The 20,781-nt window shown below is 71.2% G+C and carries 20 protein-coding genes; 6 read left to right on the forward strand and 14 right to left on the reverse strand.

The genetic code is table 11. From position 1 onward, the window contains the following. Positions 1-21: 21 nt before the first annotated feature. The 3 genes from TMZ1T_RS15845 to TMZ1T_RS15855 are packed head-to-tail and all read right to left on the reverse strand — an operon-like array spanning position 22 to position 3,228. On the reverse strand, positions 22-1,413 hold the full coding sequence (locus TMZ1T_RS15845; RefSeq protein WP_004299651.1) for a sigma-54-dependent transcriptional regulator: 1,392 nt from the start codon (positions 1,411-1,413) through the stop codon (positions 22-24). Further along, positions 1,410-3,005, reverse strand: a complete 1,596-nt coding sequence (locus TMZ1T_RS15850; protein WP_012585902.1) for a two-component system sensor histidine kinase NtrB — start codon at positions 3,003-3,005, stop codon at positions 1,410-1,412. The genes TMZ1T_RS15845 and TMZ1T_RS15850 overlap by 4 nt, the downstream gene beginning before the upstream one ends. Next, positions 2,983-3,228, reverse strand: coding sequence for a PP0621 family protein (locus TMZ1T_RS15855; RefSeq protein ID WP_004299655.1), 246 nt, complete (start codon positions 3,226-3,228; stop codon positions 2,983-2,985). Before TMZ1T_RS15855 ends, TMZ1T_RS15850 begins: the two co-directional genes overlap by 23 nt. Before the next feature lie 137 nt (positions 3,229-3,365). On the opposite strand from TMZ1T_RS15855, the gene TMZ1T_RS15860 reads away from it, so the two are divergent. Genes TMZ1T_RS15860 through TMZ1T_RS15870 form a run of 3 tightly spaced genes read left to right on the forward strand, consistent with a single transcriptional unit; the run spans position 3,366 to position 6,313 of the window. Beyond that, positions 3,366-4,523 (forward strand): pyridoxal phosphate-dependent aminotransferase, encoded by a 1,158-nt coding sequence (locus tag TMZ1T_RS15860; protein ID WP_012585903.1) that lies wholly within the window; start codon positions 3,366-3,368, stop codon positions 4,521-4,523. A 33-nt stretch (positions 4,524-4,556) separates the two neighbouring features. Continuing rightward, complete coding sequence (gene mtnA, locus TMZ1T_RS15865; protein WP_012585904.1) at positions 4,557-5,627, forward strand: S-methyl-5-thioribose-1-phosphate isomerase; 1,071 nt, start codon at positions 4,557-4,559, stop codon at positions 5,625-5,627. Continuing rightward, positions 5,624-6,313 (forward strand): class II aldolase/adducin family protein, encoded by a 690-nt coding sequence (locus tag TMZ1T_RS15870; protein ID WP_004299660.1) that lies wholly within the window; start codon positions 5,624-5,626, stop codon positions 6,311-6,313. Before mtnA ends, TMZ1T_RS15870 begins: the two co-directional genes overlap by 4 nt. A 465-nt stretch (positions 6,314-6,778) precedes the next feature. Here the strand turns inward: TMZ1T_RS15870 and TMZ1T_RS15875 are convergent, their stop codons facing one another. After that, positions 6,779-7,639 (reverse strand): NAD(P)-dependent oxidoreductase, encoded by an 861-nt coding sequence (locus TMZ1T_RS15875; RefSeq protein WP_012585905.1) that lies wholly within the window; start codon positions 7,637-7,639, stop codon positions 6,779-6,781. A gap of 115 nt (positions 7,640-7,754) precedes the next feature. Further along, on the reverse strand, positions 7,755-8,636 hold the full coding sequence (locus TMZ1T_RS15880) for an NAD(P)-dependent oxidoreductase (RefSeq protein WP_012585906.1): 882 nt from the start codon (positions 8,634-8,636) through the stop codon (positions 7,755-7,757). A 101-nt stretch (positions 8,637-8,737) separates the two neighbouring features. Here TMZ1T_RS15880 and ybiB point away from each other — a divergent pair, with 101 nt between their 5' ends. Beyond that, entirely contained in the window at positions 8,738-9,652 is a 915-nt protein-coding gene (ybiB, locus tag TMZ1T_RS15885; protein ID WP_012585907.1) for a DNA-binding protein YbiB, read from the forward strand. A 269-nt stretch (positions 9,653-9,921) separates the two neighbouring features. Here ybiB and TMZ1T_RS15890 read toward each other — a convergent pair whose 3' ends face one another. Both TMZ1T_RS15890 and TMZ1T_RS15895 read right to left on the reverse strand, forming a co-directional pair. Then, positions 9,922-10,806 carry a pirin family protein gene (locus TMZ1T_RS15890; protein ID WP_012585908.1) on the reverse strand — a complete coding sequence of 295 codons (885 nt, stop codon included), beginning with the start codon at positions 10,804-10,806 and terminating at the stop codon, positions 9,922-9,924. Between the two features lie 113 nt (positions 10,807-10,919). After that, entirely contained in the window at positions 10,920-11,519 is a 600-nt protein-coding gene (locus TMZ1T_RS15895) for an FMN-dependent NADH-azoreductase (RefSeq protein ID WP_012585909.1), read from the reverse strand. 95 nt (positions 11,520-11,614) lie between these two features. Here TMZ1T_RS15895 and TMZ1T_RS15900 point away from each other — a divergent pair, with 95 nt between their 5' ends. Both TMZ1T_RS15900 and TMZ1T_RS15905 read left to right on the forward strand, forming a co-directional pair. Continuing rightward, positions 11,615-12,523 (forward strand): LysR substrate-binding domain-containing protein, encoded by a 909-nt coding sequence (locus tag TMZ1T_RS15900; RefSeq protein WP_004298490.1) that lies wholly within the window; start codon positions 11,615-11,617, stop codon positions 12,521-12,523. A gap of 178 nt (positions 12,524-12,701) precedes the next feature. Then, the gene (locus TMZ1T_RS15905) at positions 12,702-13,208 is read left to right on the forward strand and encodes a disulfide bond formation protein B (protein WP_004298488.1); all 507 of its coding nucleotides are present in this window, start codon (positions 12,702-12,704) and stop codon (positions 13,206-13,208) included. A 4-nt stretch (positions 13,209-13,212) separates the two neighbouring features. Here the strand turns inward: TMZ1T_RS15905 and TMZ1T_RS15910 are convergent, their stop codons facing one another. From TMZ1T_RS15910 to ssb, 7 genes are all read right to left on the reverse strand, one after another. After that, the gene (locus TMZ1T_RS15910; RefSeq protein WP_004298486.1) at positions 13,213-13,434 is read right to left on the reverse strand and encodes a YgaP family membrane protein; all 222 of its coding nucleotides are present in this window, start codon (positions 13,432-13,434) and stop codon (positions 13,213-13,215) included. Next, positions 13,431-16,721, reverse strand: a complete 3,291-nt coding sequence (locus TMZ1T_RS15915; RefSeq protein ID WP_012585911.1) for an efflux RND transporter permease subunit — start codon at positions 16,719-16,721, stop codon at positions 13,431-13,433. Before TMZ1T_RS15915 ends, TMZ1T_RS15910 begins: the two co-directional genes overlap by 4 nt. Positions 16,722-16,735: 14 nt before the next feature. Then, positions 16,736-17,812 carry an efflux RND transporter periplasmic adaptor subunit gene (locus tag TMZ1T_RS15920; protein WP_012585912.1) on the reverse strand — a complete coding sequence of 359 codons (1,077 nt, stop codon included), beginning with the start codon at positions 17,810-17,812 and terminating at the stop codon, positions 16,736-16,738. Between the two features lie 151 nt (positions 17,813-17,963). After that, positions 17,964-18,350, reverse strand: a complete 387-nt coding sequence (locus tag TMZ1T_RS15925; RefSeq protein WP_004298480.1) for a sirohydrochlorin chelatase — start codon at positions 18,348-18,350, stop codon at positions 17,964-17,966. Then, on the reverse strand, positions 18,347-19,171 hold the full coding sequence (locus TMZ1T_RS15930; RefSeq protein ID WP_012585913.1) for a tRNA threonylcarbamoyladenosine dehydratase: 825 nt from the start codon (positions 19,169-19,171) through the stop codon (positions 18,347-18,349). The genes TMZ1T_RS15925 and TMZ1T_RS15930 overlap by 4 nt, the downstream gene beginning before the upstream one ends. A gap of 7 nt (positions 19,172-19,178) precedes the next feature. Further along, a complete protein-coding gene (locus TMZ1T_RS15935; protein WP_004298475.1) occupies positions 19,179-20,141 on the reverse strand; it encodes an MBL fold metallo-hydrolase in 963 nt (320 codons plus the stop codon). 116 nt (positions 20,142-20,257) lie between these two features. Continuing rightward, complete coding sequence (gene ssb, locus TMZ1T_RS15940; protein WP_012585914.1) at positions 20,258-20,761, reverse strand: single-stranded DNA-binding protein; 504 nt, start codon at positions 20,759-20,761, stop codon at positions 20,258-20,260. Positions 20,762-20,781: the final 20 nt, after the last annotated feature.

Consider the following 20,781-nt stretch of genomic DNA (forward strand, 5'->3'; position numbering starts at 1 on the left):
AGCGTCCGCGGCCTGCGCCCGCTAGTCCATTCCCCACTTCTGCAAACGGTAGCGCAGCTGACGCAAGGTCATGCCGAGGTTGCGCGCGGCCGCCGACCGGTTCCAGCGCGTCTGCTCGAGCGCGCGGATGATGCGCAGGCGCTCGACCTCATCCCGGCCCTCGCCGGCCACTTCGGCCTCGGTCGCCGGCGATGCACCATTCTCGCCCCCCCCCGGCGCCGCGAGCGCGCCGCAATCGTCCTCCACCCCGAGGTCGCCGGCACCGATCTCCTCACCCTCGCACAGCGCACAGGCGCGCTCGAGCAGGTTCTCCAGCTCGCGCACGTTGCCGGGGAAAGCGTAGGCCTGCAGCGCCTCGAGCGCCGCCGCGGAAAGCCGGCGCGGCGCCCCACCCTCGCGCACGGCGAGGCGGGCGAGGATGTGGGCGGCCAGGTCGGGGATGTCCTCGCGGCGCTCGCGCAACGGCGGCACGCGCAAGGTGATCACGTTGATGCGGAAGAACAGGTCCTGGCGGAAGCGCCCCTCGGCCACCAGGCGGCCGAGATCCTGGTGCGACGCGGAGAGGATGCGCACATCCACCGGCTCCTCGGCATGCGCACCCACCGGGCGCACCGCGCGCTCCTGGATCGCGCGCAGCAGCTTGACCTGCATCGCCAACGGCAGTTCGCCGATCTCGTCGAGGAACAGGGTGCCGCCGCCCGCGGCCTGAAACAGCCCGCTCTTGTCCGCGGTGGCGCCAGTGAAGCTGCCCTTGCGATGACCGAAGAACTCGCTCTCCATCAGCTCGGGCGAGATCGCCCCGCAGTTGACCGGCACGAAGGGGCCGGCGGCGCGCGCACCGAGCGCGTGGATGTAGCGCGCAATCACCTCCTTGCCGGTCCCGGACTCACCATGGATGAACACCGGCGCCTGGTTGCGCGCAAGCTTCCCGGCCTGGGCGCGCAGCTGCACGAAGGCCGCCGAGTGGCCGATCAGGCTGCGCTCCGCCGACGCCGCACCATGCTCGACCGGCTCCACCGCGTGCAGCTTGAGCGCGTGCTGCACGAGTTCGCGCAAGGCCTTGAGCTCGACCGGCTTGGTGACGAAGTCGAAGGCACCCAGCTTGAGCGCGCGGATCGCGGTCTCGATGCTGCCGAAGGCGGTGATCACCGCCACCGGCAGGCCCGGCCGCAGCGTCTGGATGTACTCGACCAGCTCCAGCCCGTCGCCGTCGGGCAGGCGCATGTCGGTCAGGCACAGCCGGTAGCTGCGCTCGGCCAGCAGCGCACGCGCCGCGCCCACCGAGCCCGCCGTGTCGCAGGCCAGTCCCATGCGCATCAGCGAGAGCTCGAGCAGTTCCCGGATGTCGTCCTCGTCATCGACGACGAGGACGTCGGCGGCACGGGGCCGGTTGCGGCGGTCGACCTGGGTCATGGCTGCTGGCTCGCGGTGAGGATGAAGTCGGCACCGGGGGTACTCGGGGCGAGCGCCAGGGTGGCGTCGTTGGCCTCGGCCAGCTCGCGCGCGATGTACAGTCCGAGGCCGGTACCCTTGGGATGGGTGGTGAAGAAAGGTTCGAACAGGTGCGCCCGCATCGCCTCGTCGAAGCCCGGACCGTCGTCCTGCACGTGCAGCACGACCTTGGCGTGCGGCAGGGCCTCCGCCCACAGGCGCACCGCGCCGGGCGCGCCCGAGGCATGGCGGGCCGCGTTCGACAGCAGGTTGTCGAGGATCTGGTGCAGGTGGGCGCGGTCCATCGCCAGGGTCAGCGCAGGGTCGATCGCAAGCTCGTACAGCTGCGCCTCGGCGGGCTCGCGGAACACGCGCGCATCGAGGATCTCGCGCACGAAGGCGGCCAGGCGCAGGGCCTCGGGCATGGTCTGCTCGCGCCGGCCGAGGGCGAGCACGTCGCGGATCATGCGCTCGATGCGGCGCGCATTATCGTTGATGATGCGCACCAGGCGCGCCTGCATGTCGGCGCGTTTTTCCTCGCCGAGCAGCTCGGCGGCCTGGGTCACCGCCGACAGCGGGTTGCGGATCTCGTGCGCCATGCTTGCGGTGAGGCGGCCGAGCGCGGCGAGCTTGATCTGCTGCAGCTGGCGCTGGATCTCCTCGTAGTCGGTTAGATACAGCAGGGTGTCGCCCTCGGCCGCGCTCCCCCGGTCGCCCTGCACGCGGCGGCAGCGCAGCAGGCGGCCGGCCGCACCCACCCGCATCAGACGCCCGTCCTCGCCCACCGCCGGCTGCAGCATGTCCTCCAGCCCGGCGTCGAGATCGGCGAGCGCGAGTCCGTCGAGCGCCCCGTCGCCGGCACGGGTCAGGCCGAGCATCTCGAGCGCCTGCGCGTTGGCGTGGAGGACGCGGCCGCGCGCGCCGACCACGATCACGCCGTCCTGCATGTCGCGCAGGATGTGGGCGCTCACCGCCTGCTGCTTGGCGAGCGCCACGCCGCGCTCGGCCGCTAGCGCGGCGTTGGCCTGGGCGCGCAGCGCGAGCAGGCGCGCGATCGCCGCGATGCCGAAAAAGCCGGCGCAAAAGATGCCGACCTGCAGGAACTCGACCGACTGCCCCCCACCGAAAAGCCGCGAGGCGTTCTCGACCAGCACTGCCAGGGTGGCGAGCGCGGCCGAGAACATCACCATGCGCCCTTCGCCGATCAGGCCTGCACCGGCGAGCATCACCATCATCAGCACCGGCATGCCGCTACGGTAGCCGCCGCTCACCCACATGATCGCCGCGAGCGCGACGATGTCGGCGAGCGCGAGCAGGGTCACGACGCGTTCGAAGCCGAGCCGTCGCACCGCGTCGGGGAAACCGAGACTGAGCACCGCGGCGAGGTAGCCGACCACCGCCACGAGGTAGAGGCGCGGGCTCTCGCTGCCGAGGCCGAGCGCCTCGCCGGCGACGAGGAAGAGACCGCCCAGGATCAGCCGGAAGACGTTGAGGTAACGCAGCGCACGCCGGCGCGCGCGGTCGGCCGCATCGACCGCGAAGGCGGCCGCTTCAATCGGGTCGCGGGCCGGCACGGCGATGTTCGTCGCAGCAATAGAAGGTTTCGCCGGCGCGCACGCCCTCGGACTCGGGCACGATCAGCCCGCAGTGTCGGCACTCGAGCATGACCTCGGGCTTGCCCAGGCGCCCGTCCTCGGCCTTGCGCCCGAGTCCGCCACGCGCCTTGAGGCGGCGCACCGCGCCGCGCGCCCACCAGATGCCGAACACGACAAGGATCAGGATGAGCAGGTTGCGCACGTTGGGGGCCGGATGGAAGTCGAGAACACCCGGATTCTAACATGCGCCCCCCGGCGCCCTCGGCCGCGCACGCCGTGCCTACCGCGCACCCGGCCGGTTTGCGACAATGCCGGTCCGCACCGCACCGAGCCGCCGCCATGCCGAACTTCCCCGCGCCGATCGAGTCCCGCCTGCCGCACGTCGGCACGACGATCTTCACCGTGATGTCCCGCCTCGCCCAGGAATGCGGCGCGATCAACCTGTCGCAGGGCTTCCCCGACTTCAACGCCGACGACCTGCTGTTCGAGCGCGTCGCGCACTGGATGCGTGCCGGCCACAACCAGTACGCGCCCATGGCCGGCACCGCGGCGCTGCGCGCGGCGATCGCCGCCAAGGTCGAGACGCTCTACGGCACGGCCTACGACGTCGAGCGCGAGATCACCGTCACCGCCGGCGCCACCCAGGCGCTGTTCACCGCGGTGACTGCCTGCGTGCGCGCGGGCGACGAGGTCATCGTGTTCGAGCCGGTGTACGACTCCTACGTCCCCGCCATCGAGCCCGCCGGCGGCAAGGTCGTGCGCATGCGCTTGGCCGCACCCGACTACCGCCCCGACTGGGACGCGGTGGCGGCGGCGATCGGGCCGCGCACGCGCATGATCATGATCAACACCCCGCACAACCCCACCGCCACGGTATGGACGCGGGACGATCTCGACCGCCTCGCGGCGCTGGTGCGCGGCACCGGCATCGTCGTGGTGGCCGACGAGGTCTACGAGCACATCGTCTTCGACGGCGCGGCGCACGCCTCCTGCGCCGCGCACCCCGAGCTCGCGCAACGCAGCTTCGTGGTGTCGAGCTTCGGCAAGACCTACCACATCACCGGCTGGAAGGTGGGCTACGTGCTCGCCCCGCGCGAGCTCATGGCCGAATTCCGCAAGGTGCATCAGTTCAACGTGTTCACCGTGAACACTCCGGTACAGCTCGCGCTCGCCGACTACATGGCCGACGCCTCGCGCCACCTCGGCCTGGCCGCGTTCTACCAGGCCAAGCGCGACTTCTTCCGCGCCGCGCTGGCCGCCTCGCGCTTCGAGCTGCTGCCCTCGCACGGCACCTACTTCCAGCTCGCGCGCTATGCGGCGATCTCCGACCTGGACGACGCCGCCTTCTGCGAGCACCTGACCCGCAATGTCGGCGTCGCCGCGATCCCGGTGTCGGCCTTCTTCGCCGACGGCCGCGACGAACACGTGATCCGATTCTGCTTCGCCAAGAACGAGGCCACGCTCGCCGCCGCCTGCGCCAAACTGGTGGCGCTCTAAGTCGCCCCGCCCCCCCTCCACGAGAGTGCCCCGATGTTCGAACAACCCATCCCCACCTTGCGCCGCGACGGCGAGGTCGTCCATGTCCTCGACCAGACCTTGCTGCCCTTCCGCACCGAGACCGTCGCGCTGCGCACCCTTGCCGAGGCCGCGCACGCGATCCGCAGCATGCAGGTGCGCGGCGCGCCGCTGATCGGCGCCACCGCGGCCTTCGGGGTGGCGCTCGCGCTCGCCGACGAGGGTGCCGACGACGCCACGCTCGCGCACGCGCTCGCCACCCTGGGTGCCACCCGGCCCACCGCGGTGAACCTGCACTGGGCGCTCGAGCGCATGCGCCTCGCGCTGCAGCCGCTGCAGCCGGCTGCACGCGTGCGGGCGGCCTGGGCCGAGGCCGAGGCGATCCGCGCCGACGACACCGCGACCTGCGACGCCATCGGCCGCCACGGCGTGCGCCTGATCCGCGAGATCGCCGCCCGCCGTCCCGGCCCGGTGCGGCTGATGACGCACTGCAACGCCGGCTGGCTCGCCACCTGCGGCGCCGGCACCGCGCTCGCGCCGGTGTATGCGGCGCAGGCCGAGGGCATCGCGGTCGAGGTCTTTGTGAGCGAGACGCGGCCGCGCAACCAGGGTCTGCTCACCGCCTGGGAGCTGCGCGCTGCCGGCGTGCCGCACATCCTCATCGCCGACAACGCCGCCGGCCTGCTGCTGATGCGCCACGAGGTCGACCTCGTCATCACCGGCGCCGACCGCATCGCCGCCAACGGCGACACCGCCAACAAGGTCGGCACCTACCTCAAGGCGCTCGCCGCCCGCGTCGCCGAGGTGCCCTTCCACATCGCCGCACCGCACTCCACGCTCGACTTCGCCAGCGCCGATGGTGCCGCCATCCCGATCGAGGACCGCGGCGCCGACGAGGTCCTGCATGTACGTGGCGAGGCCGCCGACGGCGCCACCGCCGAGCTCGCGCTCGCCCCCGCGGGCACGCGCGCCGCCAACCCCGCCTTCGACCTCACCCCGGCTGCGCTCATCACCGGCATCGTCACCGAGCGCGGCATCGCCCGCCCGGGCGAGCTCGCCCGCCTCTACCCGGAGCAGGCACGGTGAGCGCCGGCACGCCCGGCTGCATCCACGAGGAAGCCGGCTGGCGCGGCGCGGACGACGCGCGCGCCAGCCTGCTCCACACCCTGCGCGCGATGGGCGCGGCGCGGCTCAACGTCGGCACCTCGGGCAACGCCAGCCAGCGCCTCGAGGGCGGGCGCATGCTGATCAGCCCGAGCGGGATCCCCGCCGAGCGCTGCCGCACCGAGGACATGGTGGTCGTGGAGGCCGACGGCCGCTACGCCGGCGCGCGCGCGCCCTCGTCCGAATGGCCGCTGCACCACGACGTCTATACCGCCTTCCCGGCGGCCGGCGCGGTGCTGCACGCGCATGCGCCCTTCGCGACCGCACTCGCCTGCCAGCGCCTCGACATCCCTCCCTTCCACTACATGATCGCGCGCTTCGGCGGCACCACGGTGCGCTGTGCGCGCTACGCCACTTTCGGCACCCAGGCGCTGTCCGACGCCACCGTGGCGGCGCTGCAAGAGCGCAGCGCCTGCCTGCTCGCCAACCACGGCATGGTCGTCCTCGGCCGCGACCTCGAGCACGCGCTGGCGATGGCGATCGAGTTCGAGACCCTCTGCGAGCAGTACTGGCGCACCCTGCAGCTGGGCGAGCCGGTGCTGCTGTCGGAAGAGGAGATGGCCGAGGTGATCGAGCGCTTCAAGTGGTACGGCAAGCCACGCGCGTGACCCGACGACAAGTCGCATCGCGACTCGCATCGCTCCCACAAGACCGCCCAGCCGCCAGCGGCAACGATGAGCACGACGGTTTTCGTAGGAGCGACGCAAGTCGCGATTCAGCCGCCGACGAAAGCGATGCGCGCCACCGAGCGCGTAAGCGCCGCGATCGCGACTTGCGTCGCTCCCACAAGACCGCCCAGCCGCCAGCGGCGACGATGAGTACGACGGTTTTCGTAGGAGCGACGCAAGTCGCGATTCAGCCGCCGACGAAAGCGATGCGCGCCACCGAGCGCGTAAGCGCCGCGATCGCGACTTGCGTCGCTCCCACAAGACCGCCCAGCCGCCAGCGGCAACGATGAGTACGACGGTTTTCGTAGGAGCGACGCAAGTCGCGATTCAGCCGCCGACGAAAGCGATGTCCGTTGGCGCAGGCGGGCGACGAGACCCGCGCGCCAGAGGCGAACAGGCCCTCCGCTACCCCTCCAGCACCCGCAGCAGGCTCGCGGTGTCGTCCCGACCCCAGCCTGCGCCCATCAGCGCGTCGAGCTGCTGCCAAACCTGCGCCGCCACCGGCAGCGGCGCGCCGAGGCGGGCGGCCTCTTCCATCAGGATGGCGAAATCCTTGTGGTGCAGGCGGGCCTCGACGCCGGCGGCGAAGTCGCGCGCCACCATCTTCGCGCCCATCACCTCCAGCACCCGCGAGCCCGCCGACCCGCCAGCGAGCGCGCACAGCACCGCGGCCTGGTCCACCCCATGGGCGCCGGCGAGGCGGAAGGCTTCGGCGCAGGCCTGGATCGCCGACACCATGATCATCTGGTTGCAGGCCTTGGCCACCTGCCCGGCGCCCGGCGGGCCGATGTGCACGATGCGCTTGCCGAGCGCCTCGAGCAGCGGACGCACGCGCGCCAGCGTGGCGGCCTCGGCACCGGCCATGATCGCCAGCGTGGCCGCGCGCGCGCCCTGTCCGCCGCCCGACACCGGCGCGTCCACCCAGCCGACGCCGCGCGTGGCGTAGCGCTCCGCGAGCGCGCGCGCCGACGCCGGGGCGATCGTGCTCATGTCCACATGGACGGCCCCGGGCGCGAAGCCCTCGGCGAGTCCCTGCGGCCCGAAGGCGAGCGCTTCGACGTCAGCGCTCGCGGTGACGATGGTGATCACCACCTCGCTGCGCGCAGCCAGATCAGAAGGCGTCGCGCACAGCGCCACGCCCTCGGCGACCAGCGCCGCCGCCGACTCCGGCCGCCGCGCCCACACCGCGAGCGCATGGCCCGCAGCGCGCAGGTGGCGAGCCATCGGCTCGCCCATCACGCCCAGCCCGATGAAACCGACCCTCATCGCCCCGCCCTCCGCCCTGCCTTCCGCCACGCTCACCGGACCACCCTCCTGTCGCTGCGCGACCTCCTCCCCGGGAGAGGGCAGCGCTTCCCTTCGGGCGGCCGTGCGGGCGCGCTCATTCACCCACCCCGCCGCTCATGCGCTCCAGCAGCTTCAGCATCGCCACCGAGTCTTCATCCCCCATCCCGCAACCCAGCATGCCGTTGAAGAGCTGCGCCGCGGCCGCAGCCGCGGGCAGCGCCACGCCGAGGCGGTGCGCCTCGCCCATGACGATGCGCAGGTCCTTCTGGTGCATCCAGGCCTTGAAGCCGGGCCGGAAGTTGCGCTCGAGCATGCGCTGGCCGTGGTTCTCCAGGATGCGCGAATACGCGAAGCCGCCGAGCAGCGCCTCGCGCACCTTCGTGCCGTCCGCGCCGCTCTTGGCCGCGAAATTGAGCGTCTCGGCCACCGCCGCCACGCCCACCCCAGTGACGATCTGATTGCAGGCCTTGGCGACCTGGCCGGCGCCGGCCTCGCCGATACGGGTGATCGACTTGCCCATGGCCTCGAACAGCGGCTGCACGCGCGCGCAGGCCGCCGCGTCGCCGCCCACCATGATGGTGAGCGTACCCGCGATCGCGCCCGGCTCGCCGCCCGAAACCGGCGCATCGAGCGCGATCACCCCGCGCGCCCCCAGGCGCTCGGCGATGGACTGCGCCACAGCGGGCGCGATCGTGCTCATGTCGATGTGGATGTGGCCGGGTGCGGCACCGTCGGCCACGCCATCGGCACCCAGCGTGACCTGCTCGACGTCGGGCGCGTCCGGCACCATGCTGATCGTCACCGCCGCGCGCCGGGCCACCTCGGCCGCGCTCGCGCAGTCGCCCGCGCCGGCCTCGAGCAGCGGCCCCATCGACTCGCGCCGCCGGCTCCACACCTGCACGCGATGGCCCGCTTTCAGCAAATTGAGCGCCATGGGCCGGCCCATGAGGCCGAGCCCGATGAATCCGACATCCATTCGTCGAGTCTCCACGGGATTGCTTGTTCTTCGGCGGGTGCGGCGGGTGCGGCGCGTGGACACGCTGGTCGCGCGGCGCGAAGCTCGCCATAATCGACGCCATGAAATACGGTCCAATCATCAAGGAAATCGGACGGGGCGCCAAGGGCGCCCGCGACCTCGACACGGCCGCTGCGGCGGCGCTCTTCGGCGACATCCTCGACGGCGTGGTGCCCGAACTCGAGCTCGGCGCCATCCTGCTCGCCTTCCGCATCAAGAGCGAGGCGCTGCCCGAGCTGCTCGGCTTCAAGCAGGCGATGGACGCGCGCACCGTGCAGGTGGCGGTGCCCGAGGGTCCGCGCTGCGTGGTGCTGCCGACCTACAACGGCGCGCGCCGCCAGGCCAACCTGATGCCGCTGGTGGCGCTGTTGCTCGCGCGCGAGGGCGTGCCGGTTCTGATCCAGGGCCGCCACGACTTCGAGACGCGGGTGAGCCCCTTCGAGCTGCTCGCCGCGCTCGACCTGCATCCGGCCGTCGACGCCGTCGAGGCTTCCGCGCAACTCGCGCGGCGGCACATCGCCTGTATCGGTGTGGACAAGTTGCTGTCCGGGCTGGATCCGCTGCTCGCGCTGCGCCTGCGCATGGGCGTGCGTGCGAGCGGCCACACCATGGCCAAGCTGGTCGACCCCTGCCGCGGGCGCAGCGTACGCGTGGTCGCGGTGACGCATCCCGAGTACCTCGAGCGCATGGACGCCTTCCTGCGCGCCGACGGCGGCCGCGCGATGCTGATGCGCGGCACCGAGGGCGAGATCTACGCCAACCCGCGACGTTGTCCGGAAATGAAGGTCTACGTGGATGGCGAGGCCAGAGTCGCTGTCCCCGCAGAGGAAGGCGGCGCCCCCCCGCTCGCCGGGCTGCCGGATGCGCCCTCGGTGGCGGACAACGCTGCGTTGATCCGCGCCATGCTCGCGGGCGAGGTCCCCGTGCCGGCGCCGATCCGCGCCCAAGTCGCCGCGCTCGCATCCGTGGCCGCCTGAGCGCATCCCACCCGACTTCCCATCGTTCCCGAGCCGCTCCGCAAGTCGCGATACGGCCGGGAGCCGGAGCAGCACGCGACGGCGCGGCCTGAAGCACCGTAATCGCGACTTGCGTCGCTCCTACAGCACTGCTTCGGAAGCGCGGCGGTTCCCGTAGGAGCGACGCAAGTCGCGATCGCGGCGGGGCAAAGTAAGCGCGGCGGTTTTCGGGGCGACCGCGGCGCCTGTCCCGCGATCGCCGCCAGCGCGGACGAACCGCAGGTCTCTCTTCAGGCGGCCAGGCGGCCGGCGCGATAGTCGGCTACGGCTTGGTAGATCTCCTGCTCGCTGTTCATGACGAACGGGCCGTATTGCGCAATCGGCTCGCCGAGCGGGCGGCCGGCGATCAGCAGCACGCGGGCGTCCTCGGTCGCCTCAATGCGCACGCCGTCGCGATCCGCGGCGTTGGCGAGGATCGCCATATTGCGCACCGGCACCGCCACCTCGCCAAGCTTCACCTGCCCGCGGTACACGTAAACGAAGACGTTGTGGTCGGCCGCCAGGGGTTGCGCGAAGCTCGAACCGGCGGGCAGGTGCAGGTCGAGGTAGAGCGGCGCGGTGACCGTGCGGGTGACGGCGCCGGTCACGCCATGGCTCTCGCCGGCGATGACGGTGGCCTCGACGCCGGCGGAGGTGGTGAAGCGCGGCAGTTCCCCCGCGGCGAAGTCGCGATACCAGGGCGCGCTCATCTTGTCCTGTGCTGGCAGGTTCAACCAGAGCTGGAAGCCTTCCATCACGCCCTCTTCCTGCTGCGGGATCTCGGAGTGGATCACGCCGCGGCCGGCGGTCATCCACTGCACGCCGCCGTTCTCCAGCAGGCCCTCGTGGCCGGCGCTGTCGCGATGCAGCATGCGGCCGGCGATCATGTAGGTCACGGTCTCGAAGCCGCGGTGGGGATGGTCGGGGAAGCCGGCGATGTAGTCGTCGGCCTGGTCGCTGCCGAAGGCGTCGAGCATCAGGAAGGGATCGAGCCGGCGCTGCAGCGGCTGGGTGAGCACGCGGGTGAGTTTGACACCGGCACCGTCCGAAGTCGGATGGCCGGTCACGAGCCGCTCCACCGTGCGTGCACGCTGCACGGTCGCGGAGGGGATGCGGGGGTTGGGGGTCGTGCTCATCTGCGTGCTCCTCTGTCCGGGGTCGGGGGGGTGTGGGGCGGGTGGGCCCGCCCTCGTCGTTCAGGCGGGCCTCGCGACGCCGGCGGCGGTCGCGAGGCTCGTGCCGCAAGGGCTCAGGCGAGCGCGGCGGCGATGTCCGCCGCGGCCTCGGCGAAGCCCTGCTTCGTGGCCTCTTCACCCATGTTCAGGCCTTCGGCGTAGATGAAATGCACGTCGTTGATGCCGAGAAAACCGAGCAGGGTCTTCAGGTAAGGCGTCTGGGTGTCGGCCGCGGTACCGCGGTAGCGCCCACCGCGCGCAAAGGTGACATAAGCCTTCTTGCCCTTGAGCAGGCCCTCGGGACCGTTCTCGGTGTAGCGGAAGGTGACGCCGGCGCGAGCGATCGCGTCGATCCAGTTCTTGAGCTGGGTGGAGATGCCGAAGTTGTACATCGGCACGCCCAGCACAAGCACGTCGGCCGCCTGTACCTCGGCGACCAGCGCGTCGCTCTGCGCCACGCGCACCGCCTGCTCGGGGCTGCGCTGCTCGGCCGGGGTGAACAGGGCGCCGAGCGCGGCCTCGTCGATCGCCGGCGCAGGGTCGCGGGCGAGGTCGCGCACCACCACACGGGCGGCCGGCTCAGCGGCGACCAGGCGGGCGACAACTTCGCTGGCGAGGCGGGTGGAGTTACCGGCTTGGGAACGGGCGCTACCGTTGATCTGCAGGATGTTCATGTGCTTGTCCTCTGGCTTGGGGATGGGATGGATTGCAGTGTATTGGATGCCGGGGATTGCATTAAGCCCGTTCGACGCACATGATTGTTCCCTATATGGAACAAATCGACCCCAACGACCTGCTCGTCTTCGCCCGCGTGGTGGCCGAGGGCAGCCTGACCGCCGCGGCCGACAAGCTCGGCCTGCCCAAGTCCACCGTCTCGCGTCGGCTGTCGCGGCTGGAGGAGCAGCTCGGCGAGCGCCTGCTGCTGCGCACCACCCGTCGTCTCAACATCACCGAGTTCGGCGCCGCCCTGCTCGACCACGCACGCCAGCTCGAGAGCGAGGTCGAGGCGGTCGCGGCGCTCGCCGAGAGCCGCCAGGCGCGCCCGAGCGGGCGGCTGCGGGTGTCGATGCCGAGCGACTTCGCCAACCTGCTGCTCACCGACATGCTCGCCGCCTTCGCCGCGCTGCATCCCGCGGTGACGCTGGAGCTCGACCTGTCGCCACGCCGGGTGGACCTGCTCGGCGAGAACTTCGACCTCGCGATCCGCCTCGGCGACCTGCCGGACGACGCGCTGCTCGCCGCGCGCCGGCTGGCGGTGTTTCCGTGGGGGCTGTATGCCGCACCCGCCTATCTCGCCGAGCACGGCGAGCCGCAGGCGCCGGACGACCTCCACCGCCATCGCGCGCTGCGCCTGCTCGCGCGCACCGGCGACGCGATCCGCTGGACCCTGCTGTGCGGCGATCAGCGCTGGGAAGGCGTGCCGCCGGGCTCGATCACCGCGAACTCCCCCGAGCTGCTGATCCGCTTCGCCTGCGCGGCTGCGGGCATCACCACCGTGCCCGAGTATTTCGCCGCGCCCCACGTGCAGCGCGGCGAGCTGCGCCGGGTGCTGCCCGACTGGCGTCCGCCCTCGATCGCCGCCTGGGCGGTGTTCCCGGGCCGGCGGCTGATGCCGGCGAAGACGCGAGCTTTCCTGGACATGCTGCAGGCGGCGCTGGGCGGCGATCAGCGCGGGTGAGAGGGCCCCGGGCTTGCACAGCCTCGCGAAGCGGGCTTGCCTCGCTCCCACGGAATGCACGGCGGCCCCCGACCTCCGCCGCCCACGGGGAACACCGCAAGCATGCACGGGTCCGAGAGCGCGGACCCCGCTCGCCTGCTCGCCTACAATGGCGCCCTTTCCCGGAAGATCGAATACGATGACCCTGCTACACCGCATCCTGAACCTGCCCGCGCGGGTGCTCTACCTCGCCCTGTTCCTGGTCGCCACCGGGCTGCTCGGCTTCGGCCTCTACCTGCAGCACGGCCTGGGCCTGGAGCCCTGCCCGATGTGCATCATGCAGCGCTACGCCTTCGCGACCGCCGCGCTGATCGCGCTGATCGCCGGCCTGCATGCACCTGGACGCGGCGGTGAGCGCATCTACGCGGTGCTGATCGGAGCGGCCGCGCTCACCGGCGGCATGATCGCCGCGCGTCAGAGCTGGATGCAGCTCAACCCGCCGCTGATCCCGGAGTGCGGCCCGGGGCTGGAGTTCATGCTCGAGAGCTTCCCGCTCGCGCAGGCCCTGCCGATGATCTTCCGCGGCGCGGGAGACTGCACCGTGATCGAATGGACTTTCCTCGGTCTGTCGATCGCGAACTGGTCGCTGGTGAGCTTCACCGCGACCGTGCTGTTCGCCGGCTGGATGCTGCTGCGGCGTAGCTGAACACTCAGTTGCAGCTCGCGGGGCCGTCCTTCACGCCCAGTTTGTGCAGGATGTTGACCAGCGGACAGATGCCGGTGAAGGCGCTCTGGAAGAGGTTGAGGCCGACGAAGCCGGTCACCCACAGGAAGTGCTTGCTGACGAAGAGCGGCGAGGCCTCGACGCCGAAGGCCAGCGAGGCCAGGACGAAGGCGCCGGCGAAGGCGCGCACGTATTCATTGGTGGTCATGCGGGATTCTCCTCGGGGTTCTCGAAGCTTGCGATGCGGCCACGCATGGCCGCGTAGTAGAGCACCGGGATCACCACCAGGGTGAGCACGGTGGACACGAAGATGCCGAAGATCAGGCTGATCGCCAGCCCGTTGAAGATCGGGTCGTCGAGGATGAACACCGCGCCGATCATCGCCGCCAGCGCGGTGAGTCCGATCGGCTTGGCGCGCACCGCGGCGGCGCGGATCAGCGCCTCGCCGAATTCCATCCCCGGCTTGCCATCCACCCCTCGCACCTGCTGATTGACGAAATCCACCAGCAGGATCGAGTTGCGCACGATGATGCCGGCGAGCGCGATCATGCCGATCATCGATGTGGCGGTGAATTGCGCGCCGAGCAGCGCATGACCGGGCATCACGCCGACGATGGTGAGCGGGATCGGCGCCATGATGATCAGCGGCACCAGGTAGCTGCGGAACTGCGCCACCACCAGCAGGTAGATCAGCACCAGGCCCACGGCGTAGGCCGCGCCCATGTCGCGGAAGGTCTCGTAGGTGATCTGCCACTCGCCGTCCCACTTCAACTGATAGCCGGCGTAGGGGTCGACGGGCTGGCGAATGAACCACTCGCCGAGCGTGCCGGCAAGCCCCCGGGTACCTTCGAGCGCCATGCCGTTCACGCGCGAGCGGATGTCGAACATGCCGTACAGCGGCGAATCCAGCTTGCCACCCATGTCGCCGGTCACGTACACCACCGGCAGCAGGTCCTTGCGGTAGAGGATCTGCTCGCGGCGCGTCTCGGCCACCTGCACCAGCTCGGAGAGCTTCACCCGCTGGCCGGCGTTGTCGCCGCCGCGCGCGCGCACCTGCATGGCGAGCAGGTCGGCGAGGTCGGACTGGCGCACCGCCGGCAGCTGGATGCGCACCGGGATCTCGTACTTGTTGTCGCCGCCATGCACCGGGGTGACGTTCTCGCCGGAGAGGCCGAGGCGTACGACCTCGACGATGTCGGCCTGCGCCACGCCCATGCGCGCGGCCTTGGCCTGGTCGACGCGCAGCACGAGCTTGGGCGCGTCCTCGTCCACCGTGTCGTCCACGCCGACGATGTCGGGGGTGTCCTCGAAGGCGGCACGAACCCGCTTCGCGACCGCCACCTGGCCGTCGTAATCCGGACCGTAGATCTCGGCCACGATCGGCGACAGCACCGGCGGCCCGGGCGGCACCTCCACCACCTTGGCGTTGCCGCCGTTGCGGAGGGCGATCGCGGTGACGGCGTCGCGCACCGACACCGCGATCTCGTGGCTCTGGCGCTCGCGCGCGGTCTTGTCGACCAGGTTCACCTGGATGTCGCCCTGTTCGGGGGCGCTCCTCAGGTAGTACTGGCGCACAAGGCCGTTGAAGTTGATCGGCGCCGCGCTGCCGGCGTAGGACTGCCAGTCGGTGACCTCGGGCACGGTGGCCAGATGTGCGCCGATCTCGTTCAACACGCGCGCCGTGTCCTCGACCGGCGTGCCGGCCGGCATGTCGAGCACGACCTGGAACTCGCTCTTGTTGTCGAAGGGCAGCATCTTCATGACCACGAGCTGCACCACCGGCAGCGCCACCGAGGCGCCGATGAGCGCGAACACGGCCAGCCACAGCATCAGGCGGTTGCGAGCGCCGCGGCGGGGGTCGAACATCGGCGTCATCACGCGACGGAAGAGGCCGTCGAGCCGCTTCGTAATCCGGTCTTCGCCACCATGCTGATGGGCGTCGACGTTCTTCAGCATCTTCTGCGCCAGCCAGGGCGTGACCACGAAGGCCACCACCAGCGAGATGAACATGCCCATCGAAGCGTTGATCGGGATGGGGCTCATGTAGGGACCCATCAGCCCGGTCACGAAGGCCATCGGCAGCAGCGCCGCGATGACGGTGAAGGTGGCGAGGATGGTAGGGCCGCCGACCTCGTCGACCGCCCTGGGGATCAGTTTCCACAGCGCCGTGTCGGGCTCGAGGGTGTGCCAGCGGTGGATGTTCTCCACCACGACGATGGCGTCGTCGACCAGGATGCCGATCGAGAAGATGAGCGCGAACAGCGACACCCGGTTGAGCGTGAAGCCCCAGGCCCAGGAGGCGAACAGCGTCGCCGCGAGCGTGAGCGACACCGCGATGCCGACGATGATCGCCTCGCGCCGGCCGAGCGCGAAGAACACCAGCGCCACCACCGCGGCGGTGGCGAAGGCGAGCTTGCCGATGAGCTGCTTGGCCTTGTCGTTGGCAGTCTTGCCGTAATCGCGCGTGACGGTGAGCTCCACGCCCTCCGGGATGAGGCTGCCACGCAGGTTCTCCAGGCGCTGCATCGCCGCGCGGGCGACATCGGCTGCGTTGGCGCCGGGCTTCTTCGACAGCGCCAGGGTGACCGCCGGGAAGAGGCCGTGCTGATCGATGCCGCGCTCCGAGGCGGCGGCGCCGGTGCCGAACCAGACGTACTGCGCGGGCTGATCGGGGCCGTCGACGACCTCGGCGACGTCGCGCAGGAAGACCGGTCGGCGCTCGGAGACGCCCACGACCAGGTTGCGCACGTCCTCGGCGGACTCGAGGTAGGTGCCGGTCTGCACCAGCACTTCCTTGTTGCCCGCGACCAGGCTGCCCGCCGGCTGCGAGGCGTTGGCGAGCTGCAGCGCGCCGCGCAGGTCCTGCGCGGTGACGCCGTGCGCGTTCATGCGCTCGATGTCCATGTCCACCCGGATCACGTGGCCCGGGCCGCCGATGGTGGCGACGTCGCGGGTGCCGGGGATGCGCTTGAGCTCGGTCTCGATCGCACGCGAGACCTGCTGCAGCGAGAAGGCGGCACGTTCGGGATCGGCGGTCCACAGCGTGAAGCTGACGATGGGCACATCGTCGATTCCCTTGGGCTTGATCAGCGGCTGGCCGACGCCGAGCTGTGGCGACAGCCAGTCGGCATGCGAGTCCACCGTGTCGTAGAGCCGGACCAGCGCGGTCTGGTTGGGCACGCCGACCTCGAACTGCACGGTGATCACCGCCATGCCGGGGCGCGACACGGTGTAGACATGCTCGACGCCCGCCATGCGCGACAACACCTGCTCGGCCGGCCGTGCCACCAAAGCCTCGACGTCGCGCGCCGAGGCCCCCGGAAAGGGCACCAGCACGTTGGCCATGGTGACGTCGATCTGCGGCTCTTCTTCCTTGGGCGTGATCAGCGTGGCGAAGATGCCGGCCAGCAGCAGCACCAGCGCCAGCAGCGGGGTGATCGCGTTGCGCTGGAAACCGGCCGCGATACGGCCGGAGATGCCGAGGGACTTTTCCATGGTCGCCTTCCGGCTCAGCGCGCGGCCGCGCGGGCCTGGATGCCGGCCTGCACCGGGTCGAGGGCGAGGGTCTCGTCCCCGCCGAGACCGGAGAGCACCTCGACCCACTCGCCGCCGGGGAGCGCGCGGCCGAGACGGATCTGGCGCAGCGTGAAGCCGCCCTGCCCGTCGGCGGCGTAGACGGCGGTGAGCTCGCCGCGACGCAGCACGGCGGCAGCCGGGATCACGGTCGGCCCGGCGGTGCTTGCAGCGGCGGCCGTGCCCTGGAAATGCACGCGCGCGAAGCTGCCGGGGAGCACATCCTCGATGCCGGCCGGCAGGTCCACGCGCACGCGCACGGTGTGGGTGCGCGCGTCGGCGGCGGGCAGCACCGTGACCGCGGCCGCCTCGACGATGCGCCTGCTGGCGGGCAGTTCGACCCTGGCGCGCAGCGGGCCGGCACCCAGCTCGGCGAGACGCTGCGGGGCGAGATCGGCCACGGCGCGCATCTGCGCGGGGTCATACACGGTGAGCAGGTTGCGCCCGGGCTGTGCCATCTCGCCGGGCTCGATGTGGCGCGCGGCGACGAGGCCGTCGAGCGGCGACACCACGCTGGTGTAGCCCTTCACGGTGGCGGCCTGCTCGCGCTGGGCGCGCGCGGCGCGCACCTGAGCCTCGGCGGCCTGGAACTGCGCGCGCGCGTTGTCGAGCGCCGACTGGCTGAGGAACTTGCGCTCGACCAGGCTGCGCGCGCGCTGGTATTCGGCCCGCGCGTTGACGAGCGCGCTCTCGGCCTGGGCAATGCCGGCATCGGCCGCGGCGACGGCGGCGGCAACCTCGGCCGGGTCGATGCGCGCCAGCACCGCGCCCCTGCGCACGCGATCGCCGGCGTCCACGGAGAGCTCGAGGATGCGACCGGGCATCTGCGCAGCCAGGGTGGACTGGCGCACGGCCTCGATGGTGGCCTCGGCGACGATCGCGGGGACGACCGCGCGTGCCTCGACGCGGACGGTGGGAAGCTCCGCACGCACCCCGCCGGAAGTGACGGTCAACAGGCTCAGGACAAGAACAGCCAGGAGACGGGCAGGAACGGAGAGCATGATCGGCTTCATAAGAATAAGTATATTCTTATATTGAAGGCCGTCAAGGAATACCCCTCGAGAACCGCGAGAGACGGCACTACTGCAGGCAGGAGCGACGCGAGTCACCATCCCGCCGACACCGCGGCAGCGCCGCGGATTGCGCGCGCCGTCGGGTCGGGCCTCAGCCCAGGCAGCCGAGCGCGTAGTCGGCCATCGCGGCGACCACCGGGTCGGCCTCGCCCGCGGCGGTCGCGAGGGTGATCTCGCAGCCGGGGTGGGCGGCGCGCGCCTCCTCCAGCAACACCGGCAGATCGCGCTTGAGGTGGCCGCCCTGGGCAAGGAAGATCGGCACCACGGCCACTTTGTGCGCGCCCTCGGCGGCGAGCGCGGCGATCGCCTCGGGCAGGGTCGGGGACATGAATTCGAGGAAGGCGAGTTCGACGCGCGGCGCCCCCGGACGGGCGAGCGCCGCATCGCGGATGCGCCGCATCGGCCCGGCCCACTCGGGGTCGCGGGCGCCGTGGCCGAAGAGGACGATGGCGGAAGCGGACGGATTGGCTGCGTTCATGCGGAAGGCTCCGGGGTAGCGTCGCGCGCAGGCGCATCGGCCTGACGCAGCAGGTGTTCGAGTGCGCGCGCCGCACACAGCAGGCCGACGCTGGCGGTCACCGCCATGCTCGAGCCGTAGCCGGCGCACGCCAGCCCCTGGGGGGCGGACGCGGCGCCGGGATGGGCCGCGTCGCAGGCATCGACCGCGGGAAAGTGCAAGGGTTCGGTGGAGAACACCGCCTCGATGCCGAATTTCTTCTTCGGGTCGCGGGGGAAGCCGTGCTCCTTGCGCAGGCGAGCGCGCACCTTGGCGAGAAGCGGATCCTGCAGCGTACGCGCGAGGTCGTCCATGCCGATGCGCGCAGGGTCGCGCTTGCCGCCGGCCCCACCCGCCATCACCAAGGGGATGCGGCGCTCCCTGCAGGTCACCGCGATCGCGACCTTGGCGCGCACGTTGTCGATCGCATCGATCACCAGATCGAAGCCGTGCAGCAACTCGGCGGCGTTCTCCGGGGTGAGGAAATCCTCGATCGTGTCCACCCGGCAGGCCGGGTCGATACCTGCGATGCGCGTCGCCATGGCGCTCACCTTGGCCATGCCGAGGGTGTCCTCGAGCGCATGGGCCTGGCGGTTGATGTTGGATTCGGCGACATGGTCGAGGTCGATCAGGGTCAGCCGCCCCACCCCGCTGCGCGCGAGCGCCTCGGCGGCCCACGAGCCGACGCCGCCGATGCCGATCACGCAGGCGTGCGCGCCCGCGAGGCGCGCGGCCGCGCCCTCGCCGTAAAGACGGTCGATGCCGCCGAACCGGCGCGCACGGTCGGTCGTGGCCGAAGTCATGGCAGGCTCAGGCACCGGTGGCGCCAGTCTGGCGGCTGTCCAGCCACACCCCCAGGCCCTGGGCGTTGAGCTCGAGGTCCATGCGCAGCAGCTCGAGCGTCTCCTCCTCGCCGAGCGCCCAGTTCTGGCGCGCGGCCTCCTCGCGGAAGATCTGCTCCAGCCCGGCGACGATCTCGACGTGACGGGCGACGCCGTCGCCGCGCGCGGCCTCAGCCACCGCGAGCATGGTGTCGATCAGGCGGTGCAGGTCGGCACCGAGGCGATCGACCTCACCGACGCGGCTGTAGTGCGTCAGGTACATCGCCTGCGGCCGCATCGCCAGCATGCGATCGATCGAGGCGTGCATGCCCTCGGGGTCGAACTGCGTCGGCGTGGTGGTCGGCACCACGAAGGCGCGGCCATCCACGTCGAGTTCGCGGTAAGACAGGCCGAAGGTGTCGCCGGTGAAGAAGGCACGCGCGACCGAGTCCCAGATGCAGATGTGGTGGCGGGCGTGGCCCGGGGTGTCGAACACCCGCAGCATGCGGCTGCCTACATGGATTTCGAGGCCGTCGGTGGCCGGCACGATGCGCTCGGCCGGCACCGGCACGAGCTGGCCATACAGGTCGAAGGCGCGCTCCGGGCCATACACCGCGCAGGTGGCCTCCCACAGCTTGCCCGGGTCGATCATGTGGCGCAGACCGCGCGGATGCACCAGCAGCCTCGCCTGCGGCAGCGCGCACATCAGGCTGCCGGCACCGCCGGCGTGGTCGAGGTGGATGTGGGTCAGCAGCACCCAGTCCACCGCCTCGGGGGCGATGTCGAGCGCGGCGAGCGCACCGAGGATGCGCGGCACCGAGGCGTTGCTCGCGCTATCGACGATGGCGGCGCGCCCGTCCTGCACGATCACGTGGATGGCGGCGAGCTGCGGCCGGCCGTAGCCGGAGTCGATCGCATGCACGCCGTCGCCGTAGTGGATCAGGTCCTTCATTGTTCCTCCCGAATGGCCGGTTCGCTGCCGCGCCTGTCGATGTGAAACGGGCGAGCGTACGCGTCGCGTCGCCCGCCCGGCAGTCGGCGGAGCGCAGGACGCGCTCCAGGCATCCGTCAGAACGGAATGTCGTCGTCGAAGTCGCCGAAGCCGCCCGACTGCTGCGGCGGCGCCGACTGCGGCTGCGTGCGCTGCGCGGGGGCTGCGGGCTGGCGGGCCGGCGCGGATTGGGCGCCGGCATCCCAGCCACCGCCCTCGCCGCCGCGCATCGGCGCATCGCCGCCTTCGCGGCGGCCGAGCATCTTCATCTCGTCGGCGCGGATCTCGGTGGTGTAGCGGTCCTGGCCGCTCTGGTCCTGCCACTTGCGCGTGCGCAGGCTGCCCTCGATGTACACCTGGCTGCCCTTGCGCAGGTACTGGCCGGCGATCTCGGCGAGCTTGCCGAAGAAGGCGACGCGGTGCCATTCGGTGGCCTCGCGGCGCTCGCCGGTGTTCTTGTCCCGCCAGGTCTCGGTGGTGGCCAGGCGGATGTTGCAGATCGCGTCGCCGGAGGGGGCGAAGCGGCTTTCCGGATCGGCGCCGAGGTTGCCGATCAGGATCACTTTATTGACGGATGCCATCCGGATCTCCTTTGCATGCG

The organism is Thauera aminoaromatica, from assembly GCF_000021765.1.
Taxonomy (GTDB): Bacteria; Pseudomonadota; Gammaproteobacteria; order Burkholderiales; family Rhodocyclaceae; genus Thauera; species Thauera aminoaromatica.

Coding starts and splice junctions, on each gene's coding strand:
- TMZ1T_RS15845 (WP_004299651.1), bottom strand. CDS start 1,413: ATGACCCAGGTCGACCGCCGCAACCGGCCCCGTGCCGCCGACGTCCTC.
- TMZ1T_RS15860 (WP_012585903.1), top strand. CDS start 3,366: ATGCCGAACTTCCCCGCGCCGATCGAGTCCCGCCTGCCGCACGTCGGC.
- mtnA (WP_012585904.1), top strand. CDS start 4,557: ATGTTCGAACAACCCATCCCCACCTTGCGCCGCGACGGCGAGGTCGTC.
- TMZ1T_RS15875 (WP_012585905.1), bottom strand. CDS start 7,639: ATGAGGGTCGGTTTCATCGGGCTGGGCGTGATGGGCGAGCCGATGGCT.
- TMZ1T_RS15880 (WP_012585906.1), bottom strand. CDS start 8,636: ATGGATGTCGGATTCATCGGGCTCGGCCTCATGGGCCGGCCCATGGCG.
- ybiB (WP_012585907.1), top strand. CDS start 8,738: ATGAAATACGGTCCAATCATCAAGGAAATCGGACGGGGCGCCAAGGGC.
- TMZ1T_RS15890 (WP_012585908.1), bottom strand. CDS start 10,806: ATGAGCACGACCCCCAACCCCCGCATCCCCTCCGCGACCGTGCAGCGT.
- TMZ1T_RS15895 (WP_012585909.1), bottom strand. CDS start 11,519: ATGAACATCCTGCAGATCAACGGTAGCGCCCGTTCCCAAGCCGGTAAC.
- TMZ1T_RS15900 (WP_004298490.1), top strand. CDS start 11,615: ATGGAACAAATCGACCCCAACGACCTGCTCGTCTTCGCCCGCGTGGTG.
- TMZ1T_RS15905 (WP_004298488.1), top strand. CDS start 12,702: ATGACCCTGCTACACCGCATCCTGAACCTGCCCGCGCGGGTGCTCTAC.
- TMZ1T_RS15910 (WP_004298486.1), bottom strand. CDS start 13,434: ATGACCACCAATGAATACGTGCGCGCCTTCGCCGGCGCCTTCGTCCTG.
- TMZ1T_RS15915 (WP_012585911.1), bottom strand. CDS start 16,721: ATGGAAAAGTCCCTCGGCATCTCCGGCCGTATCGCGGCCGGTTTCCAG.
- TMZ1T_RS15920 (WP_012585912.1), bottom strand. CDS start 17,812: ATGAAGCCGATCATGCTCTCCGTTCCTGCCCGTCTCCTGGCTGTTCTT.
- TMZ1T_RS15925 (WP_004298480.1), bottom strand. CDS start 18,350: ATGAACGCAGCCAATCCGTCCGCTTCCGCCATCGTCCTCTTCGGCCAC.
- TMZ1T_RS15930 (WP_012585913.1), bottom strand. CDS start 19,171: ATGACTTCGGCCACGACCGACCGTGCGCGCCGGTTCGGCGGCATCGAC.
- TMZ1T_RS15935 (WP_004298475.1), bottom strand. CDS start 20,141: ATGAAGGACCTGATCCACTACGGCGACGGCGTGCATGCGATCGACTCC.
- ssb (WP_012585914.1), bottom strand. CDS start 20,761: ATGGCATCCGTCAATAAAGTGATCCTGATCGGCAACCTCGGCGCCGAT.